Source organism: Natronococcus amylolyticus DSM 10524 (assembly GCF_000337675.1).
GTDB classification, from domain to species: domain Archaea; phylum Halobacteriota; class Halobacteria; order Halobacteriales; family Natrialbaceae; genus Natronococcus; species Natronococcus amylolyticus.
Window position 1 is genome coordinate 34,888 of record NZ_AOIB01000037.1, and the last position, 26,109, is coordinate 60,996.

Consider the following 26,109-nt stretch of genomic DNA (forward strand, 5'->3'; position numbering starts at 1 on the left):
GTCTCGGCTACGTCGATGTGATCCGTAGCTACGAACCCTCTCAGTTATATTCGAGAGCTTTCGCGACGATACGCCCCCGTCAAAATGATACGAAACACTCAACCAGCGGTGAGCGGCCATGAGCGATAACGAAGAACTCGCAAAAGACCTCGGACCGCTCGCCGCCCTGACGATCGGAATCGGCACGATGGTCGGCGCAGGAATCTTCGTGCTCCCCGGAACTGCGGTGATGCGAGCGGGACCGCTCGCGGCGCTTACGTTCGTCCTCGGCGGCGTAATCGCGCTGTTTACCGCGCTTTCGGCGTCGGAACTCGGGACGGCGATGCCGAAATCCGGTGGCGCGTACTTCTACATCAACCACGCGCTTGGGCCGTTGTTCGGCTCGATCAGCGGGTGGGCCAACTGGATGGGACTCGCGTTCGCCTCCGCGTTCTACATGTACGGGCTCGGCGAGTACGTCAACACGTTTATCGGTATGTCCGCGATCGCGCTCGGTCCGCTCACGCTGGAAGCCGCCCAGCTCATCGGGTTAGTGGGGGCGCTGCTGTTTATCGGTGTCAACTACTTCGGCGCCAAGGAAACCGGCGGGCTGCAGATTGTCATCGTACTCCTGCTGATGGGAATCCTCACGATCTTTACCGTCATCGGCTTGCTGAACGCCGACTTCGGGACGCTCACCCCGATTGCGCCGTCGGGGACGACGGGAGAGATCCTGCCGGTGACCGCTATCATCTTCGTCTCCTATCTCGGGTTCGTCCAGATCACGTCGGTCGCCGAGGAGATCAAGAATCCGGGCAAGAACCTTCCGCGTGCGGTCATCGGTTCGGTCCTGATCGTCACAGTCGTGTACGCGCTGTTTCTCGCCGTGTTGCTCGCGGCGGTGCCGACGGAACTCGTCGCCGGCAACGACACCGCCGTCGTCGATGCGGCTCAGCTGCTGTTCGGCCAGTACAGCTTCTTCGGAGTAGAGATGGGGGCCGTCGGCTGGGCACTACTGCTGTTCGGCGGACTGCTGGCGACGGCCTCGAGCGCGAACGCCTCGATCCTCTCGTCGTCCCGAATCAACTTCGCGATGGGACGCGAGAAGATCGTCACGCCGTCGCTCAACGAGATTCACCCCCGGTTTGGAACGCCGTATAAATCGATCGCCATCACTGGCGCTCTCATCGTCCTCTTCTTACTGGTTGGCAACCTCGAGCTGCTGGCGACGGCGGGCTCGGTACTCCACCTCATCGTCTACGGACTGCTGAACGTTGCACTGATCGTAATGCGGGAAGCGGAACCGGACGGGTACGATCCGGAGTTCGAGGTCCCGTTCTATCCGTTCGTCCCCATCATCGGCGCCGTAACGTCGTTCGCGCTGATCGCGTATATCGAGCCCCTCGTCATCGGCCTCTCGGTCGCGTTCGTCGGCTTCGCCGCACTCTGGTACTTCCTGTACGCTCGCTCGCGCGTCGAGAACACCGGCGTTCTCGCGAACTGGGTGCTCGATCGCTCCGAGGAGCTTCCGGAGTCCGCAGTGTCGGCTATGACGTCGGTTCAGCCCGAGGGCGACGACTACCGCGTGATGGTCCCGTTGTCGAATCCCGCGACCGAGAAACACCTCATCACGCTCGCGTCGGCCATCGCAAACCAGCACGACGGGACGGTCGTCGCGGTCAACGTCGCGAACGTCCCCGACCAGACGTCCCTGGAGGCCGCTCGAGATCGGGGGGCCCACAACGCGGCCCACGACCTGCTCGATCGGGCCCAGGACGACTCGGAAACGTTCGGCGTTGAGGTGGAGACGCACGTCGTCCTCTCACACCGTGCCTTCGAGGAGGTGTTCAACGCGGCGGATACCTACGGTGCCGACATCACCGTTATGGGGTGGGGGCCGGAGTCTCACGGAGCGCCGGGACGCGCCGAGCCGATGATCGACGAACTGGCCCACTCGTTGCCGTGTGACTTCCTCGTCTTCCGCGACCGCGGGTTCGATCCGTCGAGAATCCTGGTCCCGACCGCCGGCGGCCCGGACTCCGACCTCTCGGCTGCGGTTGCCCGGATGCTCGAGGCGGAGTTCGACGCCGAGGTAACCCTCCTGCACGTCGCCGACGACGAGGACGCGGGCCGGACGTTCCTCGCGGAATGGGCCACAGAACACGGCCTGTCCGACGCCGAGCGACGGGTCGAAAGCGGCGACGTCGAGGAGAGTATCGGGCGGGCCGCCGAGGATGCGACGCTGTTGATCATCGGCGCCACGGAGAAAGGAGTTCTCTCTCGGCTGGTCCGCGGGTCGTTGGTGCTCGATGTGCTCAACGAGGTAGAGTGTTCGGTGCTTCTCGCGGAGAAAAAACACGATCGCGGCGTGCTCAGTCGGTTCGTTGGCTCCGGCGAGCGAGACGATTCACCGTCCGAAACTGGCGTCACGACGACGCTCGAGGAAGACGAGAAGCGCTGACGTCGTCCGACGACCGAACCTCGTTGCTTGCCACGACTGAAGCGATCGTTCGTGGTGCCAGTAGTGTCGGTACTATTTGACCGATCGTTCCCAAGACGTCGTATGGTCGACGAACTCTTCGAGACAGTACTGGTTCCGATCGCGGATCCGGCCGACGCGCGCCAGACCGCCCGAGCCGTTCGATCGTACCTCGACCCGGACTCCGAAATAATCGTCGTTCACGTCGTTCCCAAGGGGGAAGGCGTCCCCGACAAGGCGTCGCTCGAGCAACGAGAGGAGTTCGCCGAGAACGCCTATCGGGTCTTTCTCGACGTGCTGGGGCGGGGCCCTGGACTGGTTGGACGGCACACCCTGTACGGCCGAAACGTCGGGAAGACGATCGCCGACGGTTCGCGGGAACTGGGCGCCACCGCCATTGTGTTCACCCCGCGGGGTGCGAGTCGATGGGTAAAACTCGTTACCGGCAGCGTCACCGACAACCTCATCTCGAACACGACTGTTCCCGTTTTGGTCCTCCCGCCACGGGAGGACGACGTTGCTGGTGACTGATACGGATTGCCGTACCGAGTTTCCGGGGCAACCGCCGACCGAGTTGCGCTTGCGCCGGAAACAACTCACAGTACCCTATCGTCGACACTGCGCTCGGATTCGAGCAGGTGAACGATTCCGAGACAGAAACCCGAGTGAACGTGGCGAAACCTGCGGCGGTCGATTCCGGCCAACTTATATCGATTAGGTAACTTCACCCGAGTATGCACCCATCGTCCGGCACGGTTACCCACGTCTCTTCGACCGAACCGGTCCGTTTGCGAGAGGAACGATCGGCGGAGGTGTCCTAAGTGCCGCGGTCAGAGTGTGGCCCCCCGCTTCCGATCGATAACGGTTGCGGGCTTCGCGAGACCGGCTGTCGCTCGAGGTGGACGGTCGATGAGTGACGAGGAACTCGCGAAGGACCTCGGCCTCCTCTCGGCGCTGACCATCGGTATCGGGACGATGATCGGCGCCGGGATCTTCGTCCTGCCTGGGATCGCAGCCCAGGAGGCCGGACCCGCCGTCGTCCTCTCGTTCGTTATCGGCGGCATGATCGCGCTGATCAACGCCCTCTCGGTGAGCGAACTCGGGACGGCGATGCCGAAAGCCGGCGGCGCCTACTACTACATCAACCGCGCGCTCGGACCGCTGTTCGGCTCGATCTCGGGCATGGGCGACTGGATCGGACTCGCCTTCGCCAGCGCCTTCTACTCGATCGGGTTCGGCGGCTACCTCGCCGACCTCCTGGACGGCGTCGTCGTCTCATTACCCGTTCTCGGGACCGTTTCCCTGTTGCCGACGATTGCGCTGGGCCCGTTCACGTTGAACGAGATTCAGATCGGCGCAATCATCGCCGGTGCGGTATTCGTCGGCGTCAACTACATCGGCGCCAAGGAGACCGGTAGCATCCAGACCGTCATCGTTACGCTCCTGCTCGGGATCCTGACGATCTTCGCGGTCGCCGGCTTCTTTTCGTTCGACTGGGCAACGGTCACCGCCGAGGGCGGACTGGCCCCGGAGGGAACGGGCGCGATCCTTCCGGGCGCCGCGCTCGTGTTCGTCTCCTATCTGGGCTACGCGAAGATCGCGACGATCGGGGAAGAGCTGAAAAATCCCGGTCGGAACCTTCCGATCGCGATCGTCGGCAGCGTCGTGATCGTGATGACCATCTACACGATCCTCGTCGGTCTCCTGATGGGGCTGATCCCCCACAGCGAGTTCTTCATCGAGCAGGCCGAGAACGCACCGATGTCCTACGCGGCCGAAACCGTCTTCGACTACGAGTTCGCGGTCGTCGGCTTCGAGATTCCGATTCTCGGTATCGGGGTCACTTCGATCACGATCGCCGCGCTGTTAGCGACGGCCTCGAGTGCGAACGCTTCGATCCTCGCTTCGGCCCGGATCAACTTCGCGATGGGACGGGACAAGATCGTCACCGACTGGCTCAACGAGATCCACCCCAACTACGCGACGCCGTACCGCTCGATCGCGGTCACGGGGCTGATGATCATCGTCTTCATCATCGCACTCGGCGAGACCGTCGAGATCCTCGCGAGTGCCGCCAGCGTCCTCCACTTGGTCGTCTACGCGTTGATCAACGCCTCGCTGATCGTGTTCCGTGAGACCGACGTGCCCGAGTACGATCCGGAGTTCGAGGTTCCGCTCTATCCGTTTACCCCGATCGCGGGCTTCGTGCTCTCGCTCGCGCTCATCTACTTTATGGACCCACTGGCGACTGCGATCAGCGGTCTGTTCGTCGTCTTCGCCGTCCTCTGGTACTTCTTCTACGCGCGTACTGAAACCGATCGGGAGGGGATTCTCACCGCCTACATCCTCGATCGATCCGACGAGATGCCCGAGCCGGCGGTGTCCGCGGCGACCGCGGTGAAGCCGATCGGCGACGGCGAATCGGGCCCCCGCGTGATGGTCGCCATCGCGAACCCGCGCACCGAGCAGGCGCTGATCACGCTCGGTAGCGCCATCGCGCAAGCGAAGGGTGGGTCCGTCCTCGCGACCCACATCGTTCAGGTGCCCGACCAGACGCCCCTGCAGAAGGGTGCCGAGCAGATCGATCAGATCAGCGCAGAGTCCGAGCGGCTGCTGGCCGACGCGGAGGCGTCCGCCGAGACGTTCGACGCCGACGTCGAGACGAGAACGATCGTCTCCCACCGGTCCTTCGAGGAGGTGTTCGACGCCGCCGGGACGTACGACGTCGACACCGTCGTCATGGGCTGGGGTCGGTCGACCGTCGGCGAGGGTCGCGTCGAGCGTCCGCTCGACGAGCTCACACACGATCTGCCGTGTGACTTCGTCATCCTCGACGGCGAGGAGGTGACGGCCGACCGGATCCTCCTCCCGACCGCGGGCGGGAGTGGCTCGGAAGTCAGCGCCGCCGTCGCACGCGCGCTTCAGGCGGAGTACGGCGGCGAGATCAGCCTGCTCCACGTCGTCGACGATCCGGACGAGCGCGAGGAGGGTGTAGCCTTCCTCGAGGAGTGGGCCGCCGAGCAGGGGCTCGAGGAAACCACGCACATCGTCGACGACACCGGAAACGTCGGAGAGGCGATCGAGCGCGCCGCCGCCGACCACTCGCTGGTGATCCTTGGTGCGACCAGACGCGGCGTACTCTCCCGACTCGTGCGCGGATCGCTCGTCTTCGACGCAGCGACCGACCTCGACGTCCCGGTTCTGCTCGCGGAGAAGGAGAGTTCGCGGTCGCTTCGCGAGCGAGTCCTCGGCGAACGGCGGGACTGAGCCCGCTTCGCCCGAACCTGTTCGTTCGTTCGATCGGTCCTATCAGACGGCTGTCTATGAGTGAGGGACACAAGCGACAGAAAAAAGGTCCCCCACTCCAACTGGCTCGTGATGGATCGACATGGAAACGGTCGAGCGGGTCGGTCGAAGGCGGCAATATCCACCCGACAGCGCGTCGCAACGCGAATTACCCGGGTGCGTTTCCAAATAGATAAGTGCCCACGGAAACCATCGACCGACATATAAGCAGTCTTCAAACGAGGTGAACACAATCTTCAGCACAGCTACAATTCCCCTGGAAGTGCAAACGCGTGTTGACGTCTTCGAGCAGATTTTCCTGGTCTTTCTCGGACTCGGAACGCTCATCGGCGTCGTCGTCGTCGCGTACACGTTGTACAACGCGTACAAGTATCGTGACGGCGCCGCGAAGGCGTCCGACGAGGACACGCCAGTACTCGGGGAGTTACCGACGGGTGGAGAGGGCGGCAAGAAACTGTTCCTATCGTTCGGCCTGAGCGCGATCGTCGTGATCTCGCTCGTGATCTGGACGTACGGAATGCTGTTGTACGTCGAGGATCCGGGTGACGACATCCCAGAGGACGACGCTATCGAGATTGACGTCGAGGGTGATGGCTTTGCCTGGCACTTCGAGTACGAGAACGGAGCCGAGACGACCAATACCATGACCGTTCCGGAGGATACGCCCGTGTGGATCAACGTCACCGGTGGTGACGTCTGGCACACGTTCGGCATCTCTGATCTGCGCGTGAAAGCCGACGCGATCCCCGGCGAAACCGACGAGACGTGGTTCATGACCGAGGAGGCCGGTGAGACCCACACGATCGAGTGCTTCGAACTCTGTGGCGACGGCCACTCCGCGATGGACGGCACTCTCGACGTCGTCGAGGAAGAGGAGTTCGAGGAGTTCCTCGAGGACGAAGCGCCGGACGATGACGAGAACGGCGACGACGAGGAAGCAGAGGACGAAAACGGTGATGACGAGGCTGACGACGAAGAGAACGGTGACGACGACGAAGCCGACGAGAACGGTGACGACGAGGAGGATGAGGAAGAAGAGACCGACGACGAGGACGACGAGGAAGACGACGGGGGTGACGACTGATGGGTGATCTGCCGCCGATGACATCCGTCAAGCGCTGGCTCGTCACGACCAATCACAAGGACGTCGGGATCCTCTATCTCGGAACCGCCCTGTTCTTCCTGCTGCTGGGCGGTGTCCTGGCGTTGCTGTTCCGTGCACACCTCTGGGAGAGCGGTGGAACCGGACTGCTGACGGACAGCCAGTTCAACCAGGCCGTGTCGACCCACGGGCTGCTGATGGTGTTCTGGTTCCTCTCGCCGTTTGCAGCCGGGTTCGCGAACTACTTCGTCCCCCTACAGATCGGGGCGAAAGACCTCGCGTTCCCGCGTCTAAACGCCCTGAGTTACTGGTTCTACCTGTTTTCGGGGATTCTCCTCGGAATTTCGTTCTTCCAGGGCGGCTCGTACTCCGGCGGGTGGACGATGTACGCCCCGCTGAACGTGCCGACGTACACGCCCGCACTCGAGGCGACGACCGGTGGCAACGCGACAATCCTCGCGTTGATGCTGTTCGTCTTCTCGATCACGATCGGGACGGTCAACTTCCTCGTGACGATCCACCGCGCCCGCGCGGAGGGACTCGGCCTGTGGAACATGCCGCTGTTCACGTGGTCGTGGCTGCTGACCGTCTGGATGATGCTCTTTGCGTTCGCAGCGCTGCTGGCCGCGCTACTGCTGCTCTCTATCGACCGGCTGTTCCTGACGCAGTACTTCGCGACTGATCAGGGGTCGGGACTACTGTGGGCGCACCTGTTCTGGTTCTTCGGACACCCGGAGGTGTACATCGTCTTCTTCCCCGCACTGGGAATCATGTTCGAGACGTTCCAGACGTTCACGGGACGGCGACTCGTCGGCCGCAAGTGGGTCATCATCTCGATGGTCCTCGTCGCGGTCCAGTCGTTCCTCGTCTGGATGCACCACATGTTCCTGACGACGATCAACCTGGAGATCAAGACGCTGATGATGGCGACGACCATCGGGATTTCGTTACCGTTCGACCTGATGGTCTTCGCGCTGATCTACACGATGGTCAAGGGGCGGGTGCGGTTTACGACCCCATTCCTCTTCAGCCTCGGCGCGCTCGTCCTGTTCATCCTGGGCGGGATCACCGGGGTGTTCCTGGGTGCTGTCGTGCTCGACTACGAGTTCCGTGGCACCTACTGGGTCGTCGCGCACTTCCACTACGTGATGGTCTCCGGCGTGACGGCGCTGATCGGCGGCCTCTACTACTGGTGGCCGAAGATCACCGGCAAGATGTACTCCGAGTCGCTGGGTAAGCTCAGCTTCGCGGTGTACTTCCTCGGCTTCAACCTGCTGTACTTCCCGATGTTCCTCGCCTGGGAGACGCCGCGGCGCGTCTTCCACTTCGCCGAGGGCGTCGAGATCTACCACCAGGTCGCGACCGTCGGCGCGTTCGTCCTCGGCGCGGGCGTGTTGCTCGTCCTCGCGACGCTCGCACACAGCTTCGTCGCCGGACCGCGAGCGCCCGAGAACCCCTGGGAGTTCTCCCGCACGGCCGAGTGGGCGATCCCCTCGCCCCCGCCGCTCGAGAACTGGGACGGCCGGCCCAGCTACGCCTCGGGCTCCCTCGAGTTCGTCGAGGACTCGAAGGCCGTCCCCGACGGCGGCGCCGAATACGGACAGGGAACGGTCGCCAAGACCGAGGCAACCCACGAGGAAGAACACGCCGACCACGCCAGCATCTGGCCACTCGGCATCGGTGTCGGTCTGTTCACGTTCTTCCTCGGTCTCTCGGGTCTGACGCCGTACATGGTCGAGTTCGCCGAGGGAACTGCCGCTCCGCCCGAGGGACTCACCGGGACGGCAGCCGAGCCGAACATCATGTATCCCGTGATCACGGCGCTCGGGCTGGCGATCATGGCGTACACGCTGTTCAAGTTCGGTGTCGAGCAGTTCGAGGCCCCCGAGATGCAGATCGCCGAACGCTGGCCGTTCGAGGGCGTCGGTAACACGAAGTTCGGCGTCTGGGTGTTCCTGGCCTCCGACGTCGTCGTCTTCGGTGCTGCGATCGGCGCGTTCGTGTTCATGCGCCTTCACACCGGCTGGGGCGACTGGGAGACGATTCCGTTCGCCTCCTGGCCCGGCCTGCTGAACACCTACGTCCTGCTGACCTCGAGCTTCACGGTCATCCTCGCGCTGGTGATGGCCGAACGCAAGAACAAGCGGGGGCTACTCGCGACGCTGGGAGCGACCCTCGCGCTCGGACTCACGTTCATGAGCGTGAAGGCCTACGAGTACGCCTACAAGTTCCAGATCGACGAGTACTGGTGGACCAGCGTCGAGCACTCCATCTACTTCGTCACGACCGGGCTACACGCTCTGCACGTGATCCTCGGGCTGCTGATCGCCATCTTCATGATCTACCGCATCTGGTCGATCGACGCCTACCTCGAGGACCACCGGCCGGTGGAGTTCTTCGGACTCTACTGGCACTTCGTCGACATCGTCTGGGTCATCCTCTTCCCGCTGTTCTACCTGATGTAGCGGTTCGCCGCTACATCGGCCCGTTCGAGAACACGATTCTCTTTTAATCGCTCACCACCCGCGTGAGCTCCGCGACCGTCCGCCGTTTCGTCTACGGACGCTACCGGGCGATGCGTTCGTTCGAGCGCTGTGACTCCGATCGAGTGCGCGCCACCCGAGCCGCCGATCGCTCGCGGTGTGGACCGAACGCAATCCTCGGGCCGTCCGCCAGCTCTGACGCATCGTCCTACCGGGAACAGCGTCGCGACAACGAACTCCCGGTTCGGCCCGTCGTATCGAGATGGAATTCGAGAGATCGTTCCCTTGGGGTGTCCCGCCCCGACTCGTCGGCGTCGACGGCCTCCGGAGTGAGAACCTCTCGTCAGATCTCAACTGTTCTCACGGTTCTTTACGAGCGGACTCGAACTCGTTGTCGCGTTCCTGTCCGACCCGAGACGGGCAAACTGACCGAACGTGATCGCCTCGTCCGCCTCGAGTGCGCCCTCCACCGCCCGCATGAGGAAGGTATAAGTGGTCCACACACTCATTGCTCACCAATGGCCGACGTTCGTACGTACACCCTCATTTACGTCGTACTGCTGGTGTTGGGTACCGGAAAGTTCGTCTTCTTTCAGTTCCCCGAAATATTCCCGGAGGCCGCTGCGATTGGCGGGACGATCATTCTGGCCGTAATCAAGGTGTTGCTGATCGCCGCCTACTACCAGCACCTGATCGAGGAGCCCCGCGCGATCACCTACATGATGGGGGTCGCCGTGTTCATGGTCTTCCTGCTGACCATCGCCGCGGGCTACTCGATCCAGTAAGCGATTTCCGACCTTCTCTTTCGACGCGACGCTCGGCCAGCGTCGGCTCTTTCAATCTCGAACGACACCAGGCGGTGTCGATCCTCTTCGAATCCGATTTCGGTGCCGACGATTCGCTCGACTCGAGTCCGCTCGAGACGTGATCACTCGTCGAACTGTGATCCGTGCCGTTCTCGAGGAGAGCTGACGTACAATCGCTGTCGGGAGTCGCTGACTGAAATCGTGGGCCTGTCAGTGGACCCCTTTTGCTGACACGAAATCGGAGGCGTGGAGATCGCTGTGTAGATTCATTGCTCCCGACGAGAGCGCACACTGATGGACTCGCCTCCACCCGAAGACTTCTGCCCCGAGTGGAGTTGCTTGAGACGTTTGCGAACGGCGTTCTTGCTCGCGTTGGAGTCAGCGTCCAGTTCGTACACACGCTTCTGACACACTGGTGCTTCGACTTCGGGTTGGAGGCGTCTCGTCACCGAGCGATCCCGACGGTCTCGCGGACTTCACGGACCGACGTTCCGTACAGGTCACGGAAAATCGAGGGGTTCCAAGCGATCCAGAGTGCCCAGTCTGCGTCCGTCTGTAGACCGCGAGCATCGCGACTCGTCGCCGTTCGACGAAACTCGAGCAAACTACCCAGCGGTCGGGTCGCACGGTCCACGCGCCCGCCACGGCGCGACAGCGGTTCCTCGTCGAGGAACGAGCCGATCGGTCCTCGAGTGGGCCCGACGCGCGTGAAGGCTTCCCCGAGAACTCGCTGCCCGCTCGAGTCACAACCGTCACCGGCGCCGTTCGGATCAGGAGACGCTCTCTCGCCGCCTCGTTCGCTACCACGGCGGTCGCGTCTCGCAAGTCTGACGTTGCTCCCGATTACAGCCGAACGTCCGTAGGAGCGCGCTCACGACCGCTCCGTCTTCGACGATCCGTCTTCCGATAGCGGCGAGTTGTCCGTGCGTCTGCGCGTGAGACGCGTGGGGTGTCTCGGGAGGACGCAACGCGTCTCGAGTGATGGAGTGTGTACCGTACTCGAGACGCCGGGCGAGGTCGACTCGACCGGCGACTGGGAAAACGGCCTGATCGTCCTACGCGACGAAGTCAATGAGGACGATCCGTCGTTCTGATGAGCGCCCGCCGGAACAACATGGGTCGGCACAGCGAACTAGAAACCCCGCCCAAGAGTCTCTCGACGCTCACCGACGGGAATTTCATCACCGTCTATCCGGCACAAGAGGAGCGGGCAGACGACCGTCGCTTCCTCCAGTTCCAGTAACGAACAACAGCTTTCTGCTGTTACCTTCGCCGGGGAGAGGATGCCGGGGTCGTCATGGCAGACGAATACCAGCGGCAAGCCGAACCGGAAGCGATCCAGTACGTGTCGATCGCTGTCATCGTCACCAACCGCGTCGCGATTGGCCCCGTATCCGGTGCTCTGGTCGCCTTATATATACTGTATGCGGACCATACAGCTGATGACTCTTCACCGTTGTGTGGATCCCATCTGTGAAAGGGGTGGCTCTTAGGATAGGCCTCGCGGACGCGGCAGCCGTCAACCCGGCGGGTGCCCCTGTTCGAAAATCAACCGCCCGTTGTCGGTTCGGTCAACCGCGACCGGGCCAAGTATAGGGTCTAAGCATCCCTCAAATGCGAGAAATTCGGGTGAACCATACGATATCGGGTCCGCTTGCGAACACGATCTGGATCAGTAGCTGCCTGCTGAATGTGGGCCCCGAGAATTCGACAAATAACAATAGTCGGGACGATGGTCTGTAGCACCTGTGCTGATCACCAGTGAAAACATTAATTTTCACCAACACACCAGCCCACGTTCATCTCTATAAAAACGTAGCCAAGCGACTCGAAGCGACGGGGTACGAGGTGCTCGTACTCGCCCGAAGCGACGAGTGTACGGAGGCGCTCCTCTCGTACTACGAACTCCCGTACGAGACGTACGGGAAGCGCAGTGAATCGCTCCACTCGCTCGCGTGGGAGCTCCCGTCGCACCTCCGGACGATCGCGCCGCGCGCGAGGGGGTTCGATCCCGATGTCATCTTTGGGAAGGGGCCATACGCGGCGGCGGCCGGAACCGTATCGAAGACCCCGACGGTTGCGGTTCTCGACTCGGAGACGTCGTTTGACCATGTCATCGCGCGGCCCTTCGTTCGGGCCATCCTCACCCCGGACGCCTTCCAAAAGGATCTCGGGAGGAAACATCATACGTTTTCGGGCGTCACGGAGCTGGCGTACCTTCATCCGGACAGCTTCGAGCCAGACCCGGCGGTCCGTGACGCACTCGGCGTCGAACGCGACGAGCCCTACGTAATTGTTCGGTTCAACGCGTTCAACGGACACCACGACGTTGGAAAGAAGGGGTTCTCGATCGAACAGCGCCGTCACCTGCTGTCAGAACTCTCCGAGCGGGCGACCGTCTTCGTTTCCGACGAGCGCAGCGAGCTCGTGACCGATGGAACCGAAGCACAACCGTTTGATCTGCACCCGGCACAGATGCACGATGCGCTCGCGGAAGCCGCGCTACTAGTCGCGGATACGCAAACGATGGTGACCGAGGCCGCGCTGCTCGGCACGCCCGCAATTCGATCGAACTCTTTCGTCGGCGCAGACGACATGGGAAACTTCATCGAACTCGAAGAACATGGTTTGATCAGAAACCTCGAATCGTTCGACGCGGTTCTCGAGCAGTCTCGGACGCTCCTGGCGGACGAAACGGCCAGGGAGACGTGGGAACGCCGCCGCGACGAGTACGTCAGCGGGGCTAACAACGTGACCGAGTTACTCTACGAAATCGCCGTCACGTACTGTGACTCGCAGCAGTCATCGGCGGCGACCCGCGCGAGAGAGGTGAGCTGAGATGCGGGTCTGTTCGATCATCGGTGCGCGGCCGCAGTTCATCAAAGCGGCGGTCGTCTCACGGGAACTCAGAGACGTCGGAGAGGAGGTGTTGATCCACACCGGCCAACACTACGATAAGGAACTCTCGGACGTGTTCTTCGAGGAACTCGATATCCCGACCCCAGATTTCAACCTCGGTATCGAATCAGATACCCACGGCCGACAAACGGCGCGGATGATCGAGGCGATCGAGCCTGTCGTCGAAAAGACCGATCCGGACGTCCTGTTGCTCTACGGTGATACGAACTCGACGCTCGCCGGGGCGATCGTCGGCTCAAAGTGCGACGTGCTCGTCGCACACGTCGAGGCGGGCCTTCGAAGTTACAACCGCGACATGCCCGAAGAGATCAACCGGGTTCTAACGGATCACGCGTCCGATCTGCTGTTCACACCCAGTGAGAGCGCCGTCGAAACCCTACGTGCTGAGGGGATCACTGACGGTGTCCACTGGACCGGAGATGTCATGTACGACAGCCTACTGGCGGTCAGGGACGACGTCGCGGATCGGTCGACAATCCTCACGGATCTGGGACTCTCGGCCGGCGAGTTCATCCTAGCAACGGTTCACCGACAGGAGAATACGGACCAACAGCCGAACCTCGAAGCGATCGTGGACGGACTCGGGAGCGCCTCGCTGCCGGTCGTATTCCCCGTCCACCCACGGACGGTCGACCGACTGAAGACGTACGGGCTCTGGGAACGAACGACCGACAGGTTCGAGGTTATCGATCCGCTGGGATACCTGGATTTCATCAGACTGCTCGATACCGCCGCTCGCGTCGTCACAGACTCCGGTGGCGTCCAGAAGGAGGCGTTCTTCCTCGAGACGCCATGCGTGACGCTCCGGGAAGAGACCGAGTGGATAGAAACTGTCGACTGTGACTGGAACGAACTCGTCGGCGCGGACGAGGCGCGAATATGTGATGCACTGCGGGAAGACCGGACGCTTGAGGCGACGCCGAACCCGTATGGCGACGGTAAGGCGGGCCGCCGAATCGCGGAACACCTTCGTGCACGAATCAGCGCACCCGACCCGGAGCGGTAGCCCGGTCGTCGACTTCGTTCCGGAGCTGAGACGCGCGAACGTCCCATGAAAACGACGGTCGTCCGGCTGTCGTCGGTCATCTCCGTGATCTTCGCGGCATATCTCTGGCGCCACTTTTACCAGGCGCTCGAAGTGGCCTGTCGAGTCTCGAGGTTCAGGATCTTCGTCCCCGGTCAACCGCGTTCTCGATTTGGTGTTGAGATACTCGGCTATCGTCGGTTTGTCTAGCCGACGGGCAGGCTGGTTGTGGCGTGTTCGAGCGGTTGCTGGCCTCCGCCTCCAGCGGGAGTAACCGCTATAATCGTAGACGGATAGCTCTCGGGTCGCCTATAGAACGTAAAGAAGTGGAGAGATTCAGTCGTCGCGGCCGAACATCTGGCGCATCATCGGATGCATCTCCATCATCTGCTCCTCGGCGATCTCCTCGTACAGCTTGTACGTGATCGAGACCGCGAGCAGCAGCCCCGTCCCGGTGACGGCACCGATGGTGCCCAGCATGTTCGCCCAGACGGCGAGCAGTCCGACCAGGGCGCCGCCGATGACGGTCACCTGCGGGATGTACCGCTCCATGACCTTCTCGATGACGCCGACGTTCTGTCGGAACCCGGGGATCTGCATCCCGGAGTTCTGGATCTGTCGGGCCGTCGCGTCGGGGCCCATGTTCGTCGTTTCGACCCAGAAGATGGCGAAGATCGCCCCGCCAATGACCATGAACGTCAGGTCGACGGAGATTCGGATCAGCACCATCCAGGTCGCCTGAGCGACCTCACCGGTCCACCACATCCAGTCTTCCGGCGAGTAGATCGGCGCGGTGTAGTAGAAGAACCCGCTGACCGGCTCTCCCTGCGCGTTGTACTGACCGAGGACGGCGGGCATACCGGCCCACGTTCGGTCGAGGATCTGACCCATGAACTGGATGTTCGCCTGCAGCGCCCGAACGAGGATCATCGGCAGGACGCTCGCGTAGATGAGCTTCACGGGGAAGCGACCCCGGGCGCCCTTCACACGGGCGTGACTGAGCGGAATCTCGACCCGAACGGACTCGGCGTAGACGACGATCCCGAAGATCAAAATCGTCGTCATGAGGGCGATGATCTGGCCCTCGCCGAGCAACAGCGTGTTCAGCGTATCCCCGGCGAGATCGACGTCGCCGAAGATGATCTGGTACCAGTCGTAGAAGAACCCGCCTTCCGCGGGCTGGATAAATCCAGTGACCAGTCGCTGGCTCACGCCGGCGATGATGAACAGGCCGATCCCGCTGCCGACACCCCATTTGCTGACGACCTCGTCCATGTACAGGATGAGCACCCCGCCCATGAAGATCTGGAGGAACATCAGCACCTGGAGCTGCGTGCTATCGAACGTGAGCCCGCCAAGCGACAGCGACTGCTGGACCGGGAGGAAGCCGCCGGCGAACACCATCGGCAGCGCGGTTAGCGCCGTCATGATGATGACCAGAAGCTTCTGGAGCCCCTGGTAGAGAACCTGATCCCGCGGGTCGTCGGTGTCGAGACCCAGGAGGTTCGCTCCGCCCAGTAACTGCATCACGATGCTTGCCGTAACGATCGGACCGATACCGACCTGGAGCAACGAGCCGTGCTCACCGGCGAGGATCGCACGGAACTCTCCGAAGAGGTCGGTCGCACCATCGGCCTGCATCCCAAGCAGGGCGATGTTCGTCAGGAAAAAGTACAACACGAGGATGCCGGCCGTCCACGCCAGCTTTCGCTTGAAGGGGACGTGCCCCTCCGGACGACGTACCGTCGGCATCCGTGTCAGAACCGGTTCAGCGGCTTCCTTCCATCCCATGCGTTAGTCCTCGACCTGTTCTGACTCGTCGTCGGTGTCGTCCTCGGCCTCAGCTTCGGCCTCGGCTTCCTTCTGGGCTCGCTCGGAGAGCACCGCCTTCCCGCCGGCGTCCTCGAGCTTTGCCTGAGCGGCCGCCGAGAAGGCGTCCGCCGTGACCTCGAGTGTGTTCCGGACCTGGCCGGAGCCAAGTACCTTCACGATATCGACGTCGTGGCCGCTATCGACGACGTCGCGCGCGTCGAGTCGGTAGCCGTCGTCAGTCTCTTCGGCCTCACCCTCGGCGGCGTAGAGGACCGCGTCCTCATCGAGCTTCTGGACGTCGATCTCGGCGACGTCGGCCTGAAGCTCGTCCGGTCGGTTGAAGCCGTGTTTGCCCTTCGGTTCGTAGTTGTGGAACTCGTGTTTGCTGCGGCCGGCACGTCCGCGTCCGCCGCGATGGCCGGCTCCTCGGCGGTTCTTGTGGGAGCCGCCGCTGTGCGTCCGGGATCCGCGCTGGCGTCGTTTTTTACTCGTCATGGTTTATCGCATCGATTCTAACAGTTGATTAATCTCCTCGGTTGTATGTTTTCCGAGTTGGCCGCCCTCCGCGGTCGGCTTCTTGATCCCCTCGTGACCGCCACGCGGGGGGTGGAGACGCAGCGTCGGGGAGAGGCCCACCTCGCGGAGGGTCGTCTCCTCGGCGAGCAGCGCTTCGGCGAGTCCACCGAAATCGTCGTAGTCGGTGTTCTCGGCGAGCCACTCCTCGTCGACGTCTGCCTGTCGTCCCTCGAGCGGCTCCGCCCGCTTGGCGAGGACGGTCTCGAGGACGTCCTGATTGGGTTCGCCGATCGCGACGTAGTCGTTGACCTTGGCGACCATCCCGTCGTACGTGTCTGTCTCGGGGACGAGCGCGCAGTGGTTGACGCTGTGGATGTTGAGCATCTCCAGGGTGTCCTGGATGTCGGTGTTGCGGTTGACCTCGCCGCGGACCTGCACGACAGCTCTCATTGGTCAGCCACCTCCGCTTCGTCCTGGCCCCGGGCGCTCGGATAGCGCGACTGAGAGGCGTTCTCGAGCGCGTTGAACGTCGCCTTCGCGAGGTTGACCGTCGTTCGCGTGTTGCCGTGGCTCTTCGTCCAGGCGTTCTCGATGCCGGCCAGCTCGAGGACGGCGCGAACCGTGTCGCTGGCGGCCAGTCCCAGCCCCTCGGGGGCGGGGATGAGCTCGACCTCGACGGAGCCGGCCTTGCCGGTCGTCTGTCGGGTCAGCGAGTGCGGCCGGTCCGAGCGGTCCTCCCAGGAGCCCGAGCCGCGGGGCACCTTGATGATGTTCAGCTTCGCGATACCGATCGCCTTCTGGATGGCGGACCCGACCTGGTCGTCGCGGCCTTCCGCGTAGCCGACGAAGCCGTTGCGGTCGCCGACTGCACAGACACAGCGGAACTTCACGCGCCGTCCGGAGTCGGTCATCCGCTGGACCATGTTGATGTCCAGCACTTCGTCGTCCAGTCCGGGGAGGAGCTGGTCGACGATCTCGGGCTCCTTCAGCGGGAGGCCCGAGTTGAGGGCGTCTTCCATCGTGTCGATTTCGCCCTCCTGGACCATTCGGCCGAGACGGGTGACGGGCTCCCATCCACCGTCGTTGTAGTTGTTTCCACTCATTCGAGAATCGCCTCTCGTACCTCGTCGAAGTGTTCTGGTAGCTCTGTCGCGTCGAACTCGCCGCCGTACAGCGGCTCGTCCAGCTGTTCGGCGTACTCGGCGATATGCTCGCCGCGGGTACGCGACCAGTCCGCGAGCACGCTATCGTTGTGCGGGATCTCGAGGCCGGCGTCGATCGCCCCCTCCTGAACGGCGAACACCTTGTTGCCCGGTGTCGCCTTGTTGAGGCCGATGTCGAGGACTGCTTCCTCGAGGCCGGCGTCGACCGCCCGCTTCCCGGCCAGCAGGCCGGTCAGATAGGCCGCGGAAATGTTGCTCGTGGGTGCTTCCCAACCGTACTCCTCGAGATCGCTCGAGTGTGCGCTCGCAAGCGTTTCGTCGCCCTGTGGGCCGGGAACGATCAGCTGCGCCGTAGTGTGCTTGTTGCTCTTGCGGGCAACGAGGCGTGGCTTATCCGATTTCAGCAGGCGCAACCTCTGATGGTAGTCCGTCCGGACCTCACGGCGACGGCGCATTGGAACGTTGTATCGTGGTCCTGTCGCCATTACTGGTCACCGTAGTTTTCGTCGATGTAGTTCAACAGATACCGGACGCTACGGAACTCGCCACCGCCAGCCTTCTTGTAGAGCTCGCGGTACTGCGTGGGCGTGATCTCGCCCTTGTCGCGGAGTTCGCGCAGCTTCCGTCGCTGTGCACGAATCTTGTCCTGCCATTCGTCCTTCTGGCTCTGGCGGGCGCCCTTCTTGCCCTTGCGCTTGCCCTGGCCCTTGCGGTGGCCGTAGGCGCGTTTCGCGTTGCGCTCGCGGGCGCGGCCTCGGGAGTTGCCGCGGGCGGTTTTGGCCTGAATGCGGCCGTCCTCGACGAGTTCGCGGATCTCGTCGCGGGTGATCGCCTCGGCGATGTCTCCCTGGGCGTCCGGGTCGATCCAGACGCGGTTCTTGCCGACGTCGAGGACGTCGGCTGCCAGTCGCTTCTGTGCGGAGAGATCAGTCATTGGATTCCACCTCGACTTCCTCGTAGGTCGGGTTCAGGACGCGAACGCCCTGCTCCTCGGCCTGCTCCTCGATGCGCTCGCGCTTGCGTGCGCCGACCGAGGAGGAGATGCGGACCGCCTCCGTGTCGCCGTCGACACCCTCGAGGTCGTCCGTGTTCTCGACGTAGACCTCGTCGAATCCGCTCGGGTGTTTGCCACGAACCGCTTCGGGGGTTCGGTAGCCGGCCTGGACCTTCGGGCCCTTGCCCTTGATGCCGCGGCGCTGCTTCGAGAGCTGGCCGCGGGGACGGCGCCAGGATTCGGGCGTCCGCTTTTTCTTGTGGTAGTCCTGTCGATTGAACTGCGGTTTGCCCGCCTGCTTGCGTCGGGTGAGCAGCCGCTGCTCGTTCTCGGAGAGCTCGGGCGTCTTCTCGGTCAGCCCGCGGGGCTGCAGTTCGGTCTCGACGTCCTCTTCGGGTGCTTCTTCCTCTTCGACACCCTCGTCTTCGATCTCGGCCTCGGTCTCCTCGGTTACCTCGAGGTCGCCGACGTCGGCCTTGATACGAGCCGCGAGTGCGTTTCCGACGCCGTCGGCTTCCGCCAGGTCCTCCTGGTCGGCCTCCTTGACGTCGTCGATCGTCTCGAAGCCGGCGTCGCGGAGCGCGTCGGCCTTGCTCGCGCCGACGCCGCTGATGTCCTCGAGATCCTGTGGACCCTCTTCGGCTTCGGCCGTGGCGTCCTCGGTCTCGGTCTCTGGTTCGTCGTCAGCCATCTATCAGGCACCTCCTTTCGCGGGTTTCTCGGTGATGTAGACCCCGTCCTGGAAGACGCGGGTGTCCTTACCGCTGACTCGGGTCAGCTGCTCGATGTCTGCCGCCGTCTGGCCGACGTCCTCCTTGTTCGGACCGGAGAGGACGAGCCGTTCGTCGTCGACGGAGACGTCGGTCTCACCGTGGATGGTCGTGCGTCGCGGTGCCTTCTCGCCGAGGAAGTTCTCGATGACGACATCGTCGCCCTCCACGCGGACCTGCATCGGGAAGTGAGAGTAGAAGACCTCCATCTTGTACTCCCAGCCCTCGGTCACGCCGTGGAACGCGTTGTTCAGATGGCTCTCGAAGGTGCCGACGGTCGCGTTCGTCTTCGCGTCCTCGGCTCCACTTTCGATGACCACCTGGTCGTCTTCCGCTTCGACGGTCACGTCGGGGTACCAGAGACGCCGGCTCACGGCGCCCTCGGGTCCGTCGACGGTCACGTCGAGATGATCTACCTCGACAGTTACGTTTTCGGGGATTTCCAGTTCGACTCGCATTGTTAGTAGACGTATGCGATCACCTGGCCGCCGATCCCCTGCTCACGAGCCTCGTAATGGCTCATGATGCCGCTGCTCGTCGTGACGACGAGCGCACCGAAGTCTCGAGCCGGGAGGTATCGCTTCTCCCATTTCTCGAAGTCCTCGGCACCGGCGGCGTAGCGGGGCTTGACGGGGCCACATTCGTTGATCGCTCCTTTCAGTTCGACATCGAACTGACCGGCCTTACCGTCGTCGACGAACTCGAAGCCGTCGATGTACCCGCGGTCGTAGAAGACCTCGAGCACGCTGCCGATCTCGTTCGAAGCGGGCGTTACCTCGTGGCTCAGTTTCCCGACGCTCTCGGCGTTATCGATGCCCGAGAGCGCGTTGCTGAGTGGGTCGTTTCCAGTCATGTTATCGGTACTTCCTGAATCCCATGTCGCGGGCGATCTCTCGGAAACACTGTCGACAGAGGTTGATGTCGTACTTGCCGACGAGTCCCTGTTTGCGGCCACAGCGCTGGCACTCCTCGATCTGGCCGGTGCGCTTTGCCGCGTGCTCGCCCGTCTGGTCGTTTTCTACGTCGCTTTCACTCATCCGTGGACTCCTCTACGTTGACGTCGAAGTTCGCCTCGAGGTACTGAATCGCGTCCTCGGGGGTAAGTCGGTGCTTCGACGGGATCGATCGAGTCACCTTGTTGCGCTTGGCGATGCGATAGCCCGGGCGGACGAGGTTGACGGTCACGTCCATCCCGTAGATCCCGACGTTCGGGTCGTACTCCTGGCTCGGGAACTCGGTGTGTTCCTCGACCCCGAAGCTGAAGTTTCCAGTGTTGTCGAACTGGTTCTCGGCCAGCGTCGCCAGCGGCAGGGCGGTCTCGAGGAACTCGGCCGCGTCCTCGCCGCGAAGGGTGACCTTCGTGCCGATCGGGTCGCCCTGTCGGATGCCGAAGTCGGGCTCGGTCCGTTTGGCCTGGGTCCGGACGCTCTGCTGGTCCGTGACCTCCTCGATGATGTCCTCGGCCTTGCCGAGTTCGCGACCACCGCGACCGACGCCCATGTGGACGACGACCTTCTCGACGCGGGGCTCGCGCATCTCGTGGAACTCGCCCTCGGCTTCACTACTCATCGTCATCACCGTCCTCGCCGGTGAAGTTCTCGTCGATCACGACGACGTACTCCTCGACGGTCTCGAACAGCCCGTCGTCAGCGTCGACGGTGACGATGTTCGATCCGCTACCGGGGGTGACGTCGATCTCGGTGACCTCGCCGATCTTTCCGCCGTGGTTGCCGCTAATGGCCGTGACGAGTGCACCCTCCTCGTAGGGGAAGTGTGCGACGACCGACTTGTCGTCGTTGTCGACGACGACCGAGTCGTTCGTGCTGTACTCGCTTTCCTCGGCGAGGATGTTCGTTCCGTCGTGCAGCGTCAGCTGAGTGTCGCCACCCGGAACCTGACGCTTACCCTCGATCTTGCCGAGACGGCTGTCAGCGGCGTCGGCGTCGATCTCGGTCAGGGCGAGTCGGCCGCCCTCGTCGGGGAAGACCCGGTAGTACTCCTCTCGACCGGGGAACGCAACGATGTCGAACATGCCGATCGGGCGCTGTTCGTCGTTGATCGGTTCCCCGTTGATCAGGATCGAGTCCTGCGAGAGGGCGTACCGCGCTTCCTTCTTCGAGTCGACGTAGCCGAGCACGTCCCGAAGCAGGACGACGAGCGGAACGCCGTCCTCACCGTGCGGGCCGGAGTCGGCCTTGACAGTGAAGACGTTGGTCTTTCGCTCGACTGGCCAGGACTTCGGTACGGACAGTCGTTTCTGATGTTTCGTCATTCGCTATCACCTTCGTCGTCGTCTTCGTTCGCGTCGCCCTCGAGGCGCGCCTCGCGGCGCTCGTCCTCGAGGTCGAGGTCCGTGACTCGGACGTTCGACGGGTCGAGCGGCCGCGGGACTTCCTCGCCGTCGGCCGTCTCGATGGTCACGTCCTCGACGTGGATCGTGCCGTCCTCGAGGATCGCGCGAAGGACCTCGCCGGTCTCGCCGGCGTGGTCGCCGCGCATGACTTCGACGGTGTCGCCCGCGTTGACACGGGTCCGTCGCGTGTCGTACTCCTCGCGGAGGTCATCCGAGAGCGTCGCGTGAAGCTGCTTCTGTCGCTTGTGCAGCGGTGCACGCTCCGTCTGCGTTCGCTGTTTGTGTGGTTGTTTGCTCATACTCAGACGATCATCGTTGCGGTCGAGGCGATCGCGCCGAAGCGTTCGGCGACTTCGCGAGCGATCGGGCCCTTGATCTCCGTTCCGCGGGGCTCTTCGTTTTCGTCGATGATGACCGCCGCGTTGTCCTCGAACTTCACGCGCGTCCCGTCGGGCCGGCGGATCGACTTCCGCTGGCGGACGATGACGGCCTCGAGGACCTGGCGGCGCATCTCGGGGGTACCCTTCGTGACCGAAACGGTCACCTTGTCACCGAGTCCCGCCTTCGGCTGGCGGTTCTTGGTGCCCTGGTAGCCCGAGACGCTGATGACCTTCAGTTCGCGTGCGCCGGTGTTGTCGGCACACGTGACCAGCGACCCCTTCTTGAGTCCCTGGGTGACGTCGGCTTTCATCGCCTCCATCACTGATCACCCTCGACGGCTTCCTCCTCGGCATCCTCGGTGACGTCGCCGGTCGAAAGCTCACGGTCAGGCTCGGCCTGACGGGTGAGCGCGGCGATGTCCTCCGCGGTTGCCTCTTCGGTTACTTCGACGACCACGTGCGATTTCGTCTTCGACAGTGGTCGGGTCTCTGCGATCTTGACCGTGTCACCGACCGAGAGCGGCTCGAGCACGCCCGGTACGTGGGCCGGGATGCGCGAGCGACGCTTCATCTGGCGGTCGTACTTCGGAACCGCCACGTCGTACTCTCGTTCGACGACCACGGTCTTGTCCATGTCCGTCGAGATGACGGTCCCCTCGAGGATCTGACCTCGGACGGAGAGCTCGCCGTAGAACGGACACTTCTCGTAGTCGTATTCCTCCGGGTTTTCCGGTTCCGGAGGGGTTTCAACGTCTAATCCTATTGCCATGGTGAGTCACCATTCGTTTCCGTGCGTCGGGCGGGTTGTGAGAGCAGTCGCGAGCCATCGACCGTAACGTAGGCCACGTCCTCGCCGGCAGCGTGGCGGCGATTCCGTGAAGAATCGTCGCCACGACAGTCGGCGGCATCGCCGCCGACTCGGTCTGCGAGGACGGACGAATCGTCCGCCCCTGCAGGTTGAGTGTCGGCCAGTTTGGACGCGGTCCCCGACGCCTTCGCGGCGTCGGCGGCGTCATCTGTGATCGCGAACTCGAACGTCGAGCCCGACTTCGGCACCATCACGACCCGAGACGCGCCCTGCTCTCGAATTTCGACGGAGAGCGTGTTGGTCGTCTCGATGACGACCCGTCCCTCAAGACCGACCCGCGAGGCGTCGTCACTCTCGACGACGCGGACGGGCAGGCCGTTGAGTTCGTGTCGGGGCAGCGTTTCGGGTGTCAGTGCCATTGTGTGTCTGTTATTCGTCGTCTTCGAAGTCGCCTTCCTCTCGCTGGATCGTCTTGATCCGAGCGATGGTGCGACTCAGTTCGCCGATTCGACCCGGGTTTTCCGGGGCGCCACCGGCCGCGAGGACGGACTTCTGGTTGAGCAGCTCGGTCTCGAGCTCCTCGAGTTCGGCCTCGCGTTCGGCAGCGGTCATGTCGCGAACCTCTTCGACGTGGAGGATCGCCATCAGGCGTCACCTCCCTCGTCTTCGTCTTCGTCTTCGTCTTCCTCGTCCATCTCGGCCATCAGCTCCTCGGCCTCGGCTTCGACGTCCTCCTCGAGCTCGTCGAGGTCCTCCTCGATCGGGGCCTCGTCGGGAATGTCGACATCGTCGTCCTCGGCAGCGTCGACTTCCGCTTCGATGACCTCTTCGATGTCCTCTTCCTCGGGCTCGGGCTCGACGGCGTCCTCGGCGGGGGCTTCGGCGCCTTCCTCGGCGGCCTCGGCCTCCTCGGGCTCGCCTTCGAGCAGCTCCTCGACGCCCTCGGCCTCGTTGGCCTCGACGGCGTCGGGGACGACCTCTTCGGGGTCCATCTCGTCGTGGACCTGGAAGTCGTCGGGGAGTTTGGCACCCGGCGGGATGATCTTCACGTCGACGCCGATCGTGCCGAGTTTCATGACCGCGACGCCCTGGCCGTGGTCGACGACCTCTTCGGCGGGCTCGCCGTTGTGCTTGATGTAGCCGCGGTTGAACTTCTCGACGCGTGAGCGAGCGCCCGTGACCTTCCCGGAGAGGACGATCTCTGCGCCGAGCGCGCCCGAATCCATGATCCGGTCGATCGTCGTGTGTCCGGCCTTCCGGAAGTACCAGCCACGCTCGAGTGCGTTGGCCAGTCGGTCCGCGACGATCCGTGCGTTGAGGTCGGGTTCGTCGACCTCCTGGACGTCGATCTGGGGGTCCTCGAGGTTGAACTTCTCCTCGAGGGCCGTCGTGACCTTCCGGATGTTCTCGCCGCCCTTGCCGATGACCATCCCTGGCTTCTCGGCCTTGAGAACGATCTGGGTACCCATCGGCGTCTTGGCGACGTCCATACCGCCGTAGCCCGCGCGGCCGAGCTCTTCTTCGAAGAACTCGTCGATCTGGGACCGCTGCAGGCCGTTTTCGATGAACTGGTGTTCGTCAGCCATTAGTTCTCATCCTCCTCGTTCTCGTCGGCTTCCTCGACGACGATCTCAACGTCGACCTCCGGCGTGTTCCAGGCGGTCGCACGCCCCATCGCGCGGGGCTTGCGGCCGACGGACTCGCCGACCTTGTGGGCGGCGATGTGAACGATCTCCATCGAGGCGCCGTCGAAACCCTGGTGGTCGGCGTTGGATTCGACGTTCTCGAGCAGATCGAGGAACTCGCCCGAGACCTTCTCGGGGTACTTGCCGGCGTCCCAGCCCTCGACGTCCGAGCGGTGACCCGCACCGGAGTTGTGGGACTTGAAGGGTACCGACTGCTCCTCGTCGATTACGTCCTGAAGGTACGCCTGGGCGTCCGCGACGGTTCGGCCCTTGATCTCGCGGGCGACCTCCTTGCTGTGCTTGTGGCTCATGTGACGCTCCCGGAGCATCGCTTTCGCGGTGGAGTCCGGATCCGCGTCGACTGAGTAGTTGATTCCCATACGATGATCACTTCAGTGGGACGAACTTCGACGATCGAGTCGCGCCGATACCCGCCTGTCCGTGCTCGACGGAGGTGCGGGTCAGCTGGAACTCGCCGAGATAGTGTCCGATCATCTCGGGTTCGACGCGAACGCGCTCGAAGGACTGTCCGTTGTACACGGAGAAGGTCAGTCCGACGAACTCCGGCAGCACCGGCATGTCGCGCAGGTGCGTCCGGATCGGCGCGTTGGCGGTCTCTTCCTCGCCTTTCCCGCGGGCCTTCTCGAGCAGCTTCTCCTGCTCGACGGAAAGTCCGCGCGTGATACTTCGCCGCTTGCGTGCGGGCAGCAGTTCCACAACCTCGTCGAGCTCCATCTCCTGCAGCTCCTCGAGCGTGTGACCGCGGTAGGTGAACTCACCTTCGCGGCCGGTTCTGTACTCCTGACTCATTTGTTTCCACCTCGGCCGGTACGGCGCGAGGAGATGTCACCGACCTTCCGTCCCGGCGGGGCATCCCGCGAGACGGACTTCGGTTTGCCGGGGTGCTGTCGGCCACCGCCACCGAACGGGTGGTCGATCGCGTTCATTGCAACACCGCGGACGCGGGGCCACTTGGTACCCCGGGCTTTCATCTTGTGATACTTGTTTCCGGCTTTGACCATCGGCTTCTCCGTGCGTCCGCCACCGGCGACGACGCCGATGGTGGCACGACACTGCGGATCGAGGCGCTTGACCTCGCCGCTGGGAAGCTGGATGACCGCAGCGTTGCGGTCGTGGGTGATCAGGTCCGCGTTGACACCCGAGGCGCGGGCGAACCGACCGCCGTCGCCGGGGTTGGCCTCGATGTTACAGACCGGAACCCCTTCCGGGATCTCGGCCAGCGGCATCGTGTTGCCGGGCTTGATCTCCGCCGAGACGCCGACCTGGATCTCCTCGCCGACGGTGATCCCTTCGGGGGCCAATACGAGGCGCTGGTCGCCGTCCTCGAACTCGATGGCCGCGACGGGCGCCGAGCGAGCGGGGTCGTGTTCGATATCCACGACGGTCCCGCGGATCACGTCGTCGTCTTCCTCTTTCTTGTGGTCGAGCTTCGCCTTGTATCGGTGCGACGGGGCACGGAACGTCGGGGTTCCGCGACCGCGTCGTTGTCCCTGAATTCGTCGTCCCATT

30 protein-coding genes are annotated in these 26,109 nt (G+C 63.2%); 9 read left to right on the top strand and 21 right to left on the bottom strand.

What is annotated here, in order from left to right; translation table 11 throughout:
* Window positions 1–118: 118 nt before the first annotated feature.
* The 9 genes from C491_RS18660 to wecB all read left to right on the top strand — a co-directional run bounded on the left by C491_RS18660 (window position 119) and on the right by wecB (window position 14,080).
* Window positions 119–2,440 carry an amino acid permease gene (locus tag C491_RS18660; protein WP_005559210.1) on the top strand — a complete coding sequence of 774 codons (2,322 nt, stop codon included), beginning with the start codon at window positions 119–121 and terminating at the stop codon, window positions 2,438–2,440.
* Between the two features lie 102 nt (window positions 2,441–2,542).
* Window positions 2,543–2,989 (top strand): universal stress protein, encoded by a 447-nt coding sequence (locus C491_RS18665; protein WP_005559212.1) that lies wholly within the window; start codon window positions 2,543–2,545, stop codon window positions 2,987–2,989.
* Between the two features lie 378 nt (window positions 2,990–3,367).
* Window positions 3,368–5,725: an amino acid permease gene (locus C491_RS18670; protein WP_005559214.1), complete on the top strand. Its 2,358-nt coding sequence runs from the start codon at window positions 3,368–3,370 to the stop codon at window positions 5,723–5,725.
* A gap of 295 nt (window positions 5,726–6,020) precedes the next feature.
* A complete protein-coding gene (gene coxB, locus C491_RS18675; RefSeq protein ID WP_049892371.1) occupies window positions 6,021–6,848 on the top strand; it encodes a cytochrome c oxidase subunit II in 828 nt (275 codons plus the stop codon).
* Window positions 6,848–9,331 (top strand): cbb3-type cytochrome c oxidase subunit I, encoded by a 2,484-nt coding sequence (locus tag C491_RS18680; protein WP_005559218.1) that lies wholly within the window; start codon window positions 6,848–6,850, stop codon window positions 9,329–9,331. Before coxB ends, C491_RS18680 begins: the two co-directional genes overlap by 1 nt.
* 536 nt (window positions 9,332–9,867) lie before the next feature.
* On the top strand, window positions 9,868–10,134 hold the full coding sequence (locus tag C491_RS18685; RefSeq protein WP_005559220.1) for a cytochrome C oxidase subunit IV family protein: 267 nt from the start codon (window positions 9,868–9,870) through the stop codon (window positions 10,132–10,134).
* Between the two features lie 1,114 nt (window positions 10,135–11,248).
* A complete protein-coding gene (locus tag C491_RS23025; RefSeq protein WP_005559222.1) occupies window positions 11,249–11,398 on the top strand; it encodes a hypothetical protein in 150 nt (49 codons plus the stop codon).
* A gap of 518 nt (window positions 11,399–11,916) precedes the next feature.
* Window positions 11,917–12,993, top strand: a complete 1,077-nt coding sequence (locus tag C491_RS18690) for a DUF354 domain-containing protein (RefSeq protein ID WP_049892346.1) — start codon at window positions 11,917–11,919, stop codon at window positions 12,991–12,993.
* A gap of 1 nt (window position 12,994) precedes the next feature.
* On the top strand, window positions 12,995–14,080 hold the full coding sequence (wecB, locus tag C491_RS18695) for a non-hydrolyzing UDP-N-acetylglucosamine 2-epimerase (RefSeq protein ID WP_005559227.1): 1,086 nt from the start codon (window positions 12,995–12,997) through the stop codon (window positions 14,078–14,080).
* A gap of 354 nt (window positions 14,081–14,434) precedes the next feature.
* Here wecB and secY read toward each other — a convergent pair whose 3' ends face one another.
* The 21 genes from secY to C491_RS18805 are packed head-to-tail and all read right to left on the bottom strand — an operon-like array spanning window position 14,435 to window position 26,108.
* Window positions 14,435–15,889, bottom strand: coding sequence for a preprotein translocase subunit SecY (gene secY, locus C491_RS18705; protein WP_005559229.1), 1,455 nt, complete (start codon window positions 15,887–15,889; stop codon window positions 14,435–14,437).
* Window positions 15,890–15,892: 3 nt separating this feature from the next.
* Window positions 15,893–16,405, bottom strand: a complete 513-nt coding sequence (locus C491_RS18710) for an uL15m family ribosomal protein (protein WP_005559231.1) — start codon at window positions 16,403–16,405, stop codon at window positions 15,893–15,895.
* Between the two features lie 3 nt (window positions 16,406–16,408).
* Window positions 16,409–16,876: a 50S ribosomal protein L30 gene (gene rpmD / locus C491_RS18715; RefSeq protein ID WP_005559232.1), complete on the bottom strand. Its 468-nt coding sequence runs from the start codon at window positions 16,874–16,876 to the stop codon at window positions 16,409–16,411.
* Window positions 16,873–17,529 carry a 30S ribosomal protein S5 gene (locus tag C491_RS18720; RefSeq protein WP_005559234.1) on the bottom strand — a complete coding sequence of 219 codons (657 nt, stop codon included), beginning with the start codon at window positions 17,527–17,529 and terminating at the stop codon, window positions 16,873–16,875. Before C491_RS18720 ends, rpmD begins: the two co-directional genes overlap by 4 nt.
* Complete coding sequence (locus C491_RS18725; protein WP_005559238.1) at window positions 17,526–18,074, bottom strand: 50S ribosomal protein L18; 549 nt, start codon at window positions 18,072–18,074, stop codon at window positions 17,526–17,528. Before C491_RS18725 ends, C491_RS18720 begins: the two co-directional genes overlap by 4 nt.
* Window positions 18,074–18,523, bottom strand: a complete 450-nt coding sequence (locus tag C491_RS18730; RefSeq protein ID WP_005559240.1) for a 50S ribosomal protein L19e — start codon at window positions 18,521–18,523, stop codon at window positions 18,074–18,076. Before C491_RS18730 ends, C491_RS18725 begins: the two co-directional genes overlap by 1 nt.
* Window positions 18,516–19,274 carry a 50S ribosomal protein L32e gene (locus C491_RS18735; RefSeq protein WP_005559242.1) on the bottom strand — a complete coding sequence of 253 codons (759 nt, stop codon included), beginning with the start codon at window positions 19,272–19,274 and terminating at the stop codon, window positions 18,516–18,518. Before C491_RS18735 ends, C491_RS18730 begins: the two co-directional genes overlap by 8 nt.
* Window positions 19,275–19,277: 3 nt before the next feature.
* Complete coding sequence (locus C491_RS18740) at window positions 19,278–19,811, bottom strand: 50S ribosomal protein L6 (RefSeq protein WP_005559244.1); 534 nt, start codon at window positions 19,809–19,811, stop codon at window positions 19,278–19,280.
* Between the two features lie 2 nt (window positions 19,812–19,813).
* Entirely contained in the window at window positions 19,814–20,206 is a 393-nt protein-coding gene (locus C491_RS18745) for a 30S ribosomal protein S8 (protein ID WP_005559246.1), read from the bottom strand.
* A gap of 1 nt (window position 20,207) precedes the next feature.
* Window positions 20,208–20,390, bottom strand: coding sequence for a 30S ribosomal protein S14 (locus C491_RS18750; RefSeq protein ID WP_005559248.1), 183 nt, complete (start codon window positions 20,388–20,390; stop codon window positions 20,208–20,210).
* Window positions 20,383–20,922, bottom strand: a complete 540-nt coding sequence (locus tag C491_RS18755; RefSeq protein ID WP_005559250.1) for a 50S ribosomal protein L5 — start codon at window positions 20,920–20,922, stop codon at window positions 20,383–20,385. The genes C491_RS18750 and C491_RS18755 overlap by 8 nt, the downstream gene beginning before the upstream one ends.
* Window positions 20,915–21,625, bottom strand: a complete 711-nt coding sequence (locus C491_RS18760) for a 30S ribosomal protein S4e (protein ID WP_005559252.1) — start codon at window positions 21,623–21,625, stop codon at window positions 20,915–20,917. Before C491_RS18760 ends, C491_RS18755 begins: the two co-directional genes overlap by 8 nt.
* The gene (gene rplX / locus C491_RS18765; RefSeq protein ID WP_005559254.1) at window positions 21,622–22,005 is read right to left on the bottom strand and encodes a 50S ribosomal protein L24; all 384 of its coding nucleotides are present in this window, start codon (window positions 22,003–22,005) and stop codon (window positions 21,622–21,624) included. The genes C491_RS18760 and rplX overlap by 4 nt, the downstream gene beginning before the upstream one ends.
* A 2-nt stretch (window positions 22,006–22,007) precedes the next feature.
* Window positions 22,008–22,406 (bottom strand): 50S ribosomal protein L14, encoded by a 399-nt coding sequence (locus C491_RS18770; RefSeq protein ID WP_005559258.1) that lies wholly within the window; start codon window positions 22,404–22,406, stop codon window positions 22,008–22,010.
* Window positions 22,406–22,855 (bottom strand): 30S ribosomal protein S17, encoded by a 450-nt coding sequence (locus C491_RS18775; RefSeq protein ID WP_005559259.1) that lies wholly within the window; start codon window positions 22,853–22,855, stop codon window positions 22,406–22,408. Before C491_RS18775 ends, C491_RS18770 begins: the two co-directional genes overlap by 1 nt.
* Window positions 22,846–23,313 carry a ribonuclease P protein component 1 gene (locus tag C491_RS18780; RefSeq protein ID WP_005559260.1) on the bottom strand — a complete coding sequence of 156 codons (468 nt, stop codon included), beginning with the start codon at window positions 23,311–23,313 and terminating at the stop codon, window positions 22,846–22,848. Before C491_RS18780 ends, C491_RS18775 begins: the two co-directional genes overlap by 10 nt.
* A gap of 10 nt (window positions 23,314–23,323) precedes the next feature.
* Entirely contained in the window at window positions 23,324–23,539 is a 216-nt protein-coding gene (gene rpmC, locus C491_RS18785) for a 50S ribosomal protein L29 (protein WP_005559261.1), read from the bottom strand.
* The gene (locus C491_RS18790; RefSeq protein ID WP_005559262.1) at window positions 23,539–24,480 is read right to left on the bottom strand and encodes a 30S ribosomal protein S3; all 942 of its coding nucleotides are present in this window, start codon (window positions 24,478–24,480) and stop codon (window positions 23,539–23,541) included. Before C491_RS18790 ends, rpmC begins: the two co-directional genes overlap by 1 nt.
* Window positions 24,480–24,959, bottom strand: coding sequence for a 50S ribosomal protein L22 (locus tag C491_RS18795; protein WP_005559263.1), 480 nt, complete (start codon window positions 24,957–24,959; stop codon window positions 24,480–24,482). The genes C491_RS18790 and C491_RS18795 overlap by 1 nt, the downstream gene beginning before the upstream one ends.
* A 7-nt stretch (window positions 24,960–24,966) precedes the next feature.
* Window positions 24,967–25,389 carry a 30S ribosomal protein S19 gene (locus C491_RS18800; protein ID WP_005559264.1) on the bottom strand — a complete coding sequence of 141 codons (423 nt, stop codon included), beginning with the start codon at window positions 25,387–25,389 and terminating at the stop codon, window positions 24,967–24,969.
* On the bottom strand, window positions 25,386–26,108 hold the full coding sequence (locus C491_RS18805; RefSeq protein ID WP_005559265.1) for a 50S ribosomal protein L2: 723 nt from the start codon (window positions 26,106–26,108) through the stop codon (window positions 25,386–25,388). Before C491_RS18805 ends, C491_RS18800 begins: the two co-directional genes overlap by 4 nt.
* Window position 26,109 lies beyond the last annotated feature (1 nt).

Excerpts from the sequence above, each read along its gene's own strand:
- C491_RS18735 (WP_005559242.1), bottom strand. The coding sequence starts at position 19,274 with ATGGCTGACGACGAACCAGAGACCGAGACCGAGGACGCCACGGCCGAA.
- C491_RS18670 (WP_005559214.1), top strand. The coding sequence starts at position 3,368 with ATGAGTGACGAGGAACTCGCGAAGGACCTCGGCCTCCTCTCGGCGCTG.
- C491_RS18780 (WP_005559260.1), bottom strand. The coding sequence starts at position 23,313 with ATGGCACTGACACCCGAAACGCTGCCCCGACACGAACTCAACGGCCTG.
- C491_RS18725 (WP_005559238.1), bottom strand. The coding sequence starts at position 18,074 with ATGGCGACAGGACCACGATACAACGTTCCAATGCGCCGTCGCCGTGAG.
- C491_RS18710 (WP_005559231.1), bottom strand. The coding sequence starts at position 16,405 with ATGACGAGTAAAAAACGACGCCAGCGCGGATCCCGGACGCACAGCGGC.
- rpmC (WP_005559261.1), bottom strand. The coding sequence starts at position 23,539 with ATGGCGATCCTCCACGTCGAAGAGGTTCGCGACATGACCGCTGCCGAA.
- C491_RS18660 (WP_005559210.1), top strand. The coding sequence starts at position 119 with ATGAGCGATAACGAAGAACTCGCAAAAGACCTCGGACCGCTCGCCGCC.
- rplX (WP_005559254.1), bottom strand. The coding sequence starts at position 22,005 with ATGAGCAAACAACCACACAAACAGCGAACGCAGACGGAGCGTGCACCG.
- C491_RS18685 (WP_005559220.1), top strand. The coding sequence starts at position 9,868 with ATGGCCGACGTTCGTACGTACACCCTCATTTACGTCGTACTGCTGGTG.
- C491_RS18680 (WP_005559218.1), top strand. The coding sequence starts at position 6,848 with ATGGGTGATCTGCCGCCGATGACATCCGTCAAGCGCTGGCTCGTCACG.
- secY (WP_005559229.1), bottom strand. The coding sequence starts at position 15,889 with ATGGGATGGAAGGAAGCCGCTGAACCGGTTCTGACACGGATGCCGACG.
- C491_RS18665 (WP_005559212.1), top strand. The coding sequence starts at position 2,543 with ATGGTCGACGAACTCTTCGAGACAGTACTGGTTCCGATCGCGGATCCG.
- rpmD (WP_005559232.1), bottom strand. The coding sequence starts at position 16,876 with ATGAGAGCTGTCGTGCAGGTCCGCGGCGAGGTCAACCGCAACACCGAC.
- C491_RS18750 (WP_005559248.1), bottom strand. The coding sequence starts at position 20,390 with ATGAGTGAAAGCGACGTAGAAAACGACCAGACGGGCGAGCACGCGGCA.
- C491_RS23025 (WP_005559222.1), top strand. The coding sequence starts at position 11,249 with ATGAGCGCCCGCCGGAACAACATGGGTCGGCACAGCGAACTAGAAACC.
- C491_RS18745 (WP_005559246.1), bottom strand. The coding sequence starts at position 20,206 with ATGACTGGAAACGACCCACTCAGCAACGCGCTCTCGGGCATCGATAAC.
- C491_RS18805 (WP_005559265.1), bottom strand. The coding sequence starts at position 26,108 with ATGGGACGACGAATTCAGGGACAACGACGCGGTCGCGGAACCCCGACG.
- C491_RS18740 (WP_005559244.1), bottom strand. The coding sequence starts at position 19,811 with ATGCGAGTCGAACTGGAAATCCCCGAAAACGTAACTGTCGAGGTAGAT.
- C491_RS18795 (WP_005559263.1), bottom strand. The coding sequence starts at position 24,959 with ATGGGAATCAACTACTCAGTCGACGCGGATCCGGACTCCACCGCGAAA.
- C491_RS18760 (WP_005559252.1), bottom strand. The coding sequence starts at position 21,625 with ATGACGAAACATCAGAAACGACTGTCCGTACCGAAGTCCTGGCCAGTC.
- C491_RS18800 (WP_005559264.1), bottom strand. The coding sequence starts at position 25,389 with ATGAGTCAGGAGTACAGAACCGGCCGCGAAGGTGAGTTCACCTACCGC.
- C491_RS18775 (WP_005559259.1), bottom strand. The coding sequence starts at position 22,855 with ATGGCAATAGGATTAGACGTTGAAACCCCTCCGGAACCGGAAAACCCG.
- C491_RS18720 (WP_005559234.1), bottom strand. The coding sequence starts at position 17,529 with ATGAGTGGAAACAACTACAACGACGGTGGATGGGAGCCCGTCACCCGT.
- wecB (WP_005559227.1), top strand. The coding sequence starts at position 12,995 with ATGCGGGTCTGTTCGATCATCGGTGCGCGGCCGCAGTTCATCAAAGCG.
- C491_RS18755 (WP_005559250.1), bottom strand. The coding sequence starts at position 20,922 with ATGAGTAGTGAAGCCGAGGGCGAGTTCCACGAGATGCGCGAGCCCCGC.
- C491_RS18770 (WP_005559258.1), bottom strand. The coding sequence starts at position 22,406 with ATGGAGGCGATGAAAGCCGACGTCACCCAGGGACTCAAGAAGGGGTCG.
- C491_RS18730 (WP_005559240.1), bottom strand. The coding sequence starts at position 18,523 with ATGACTGATCTCTCCGCACAGAAGCGACTGGCAGCCGACGTCCTCGAC.
- C491_RS18790 (WP_005559262.1), bottom strand. The coding sequence starts at position 24,480 with ATGGCTGACGAACACCAGTTCATCGAAAACGGCCTGCAGCGGTCCCAG.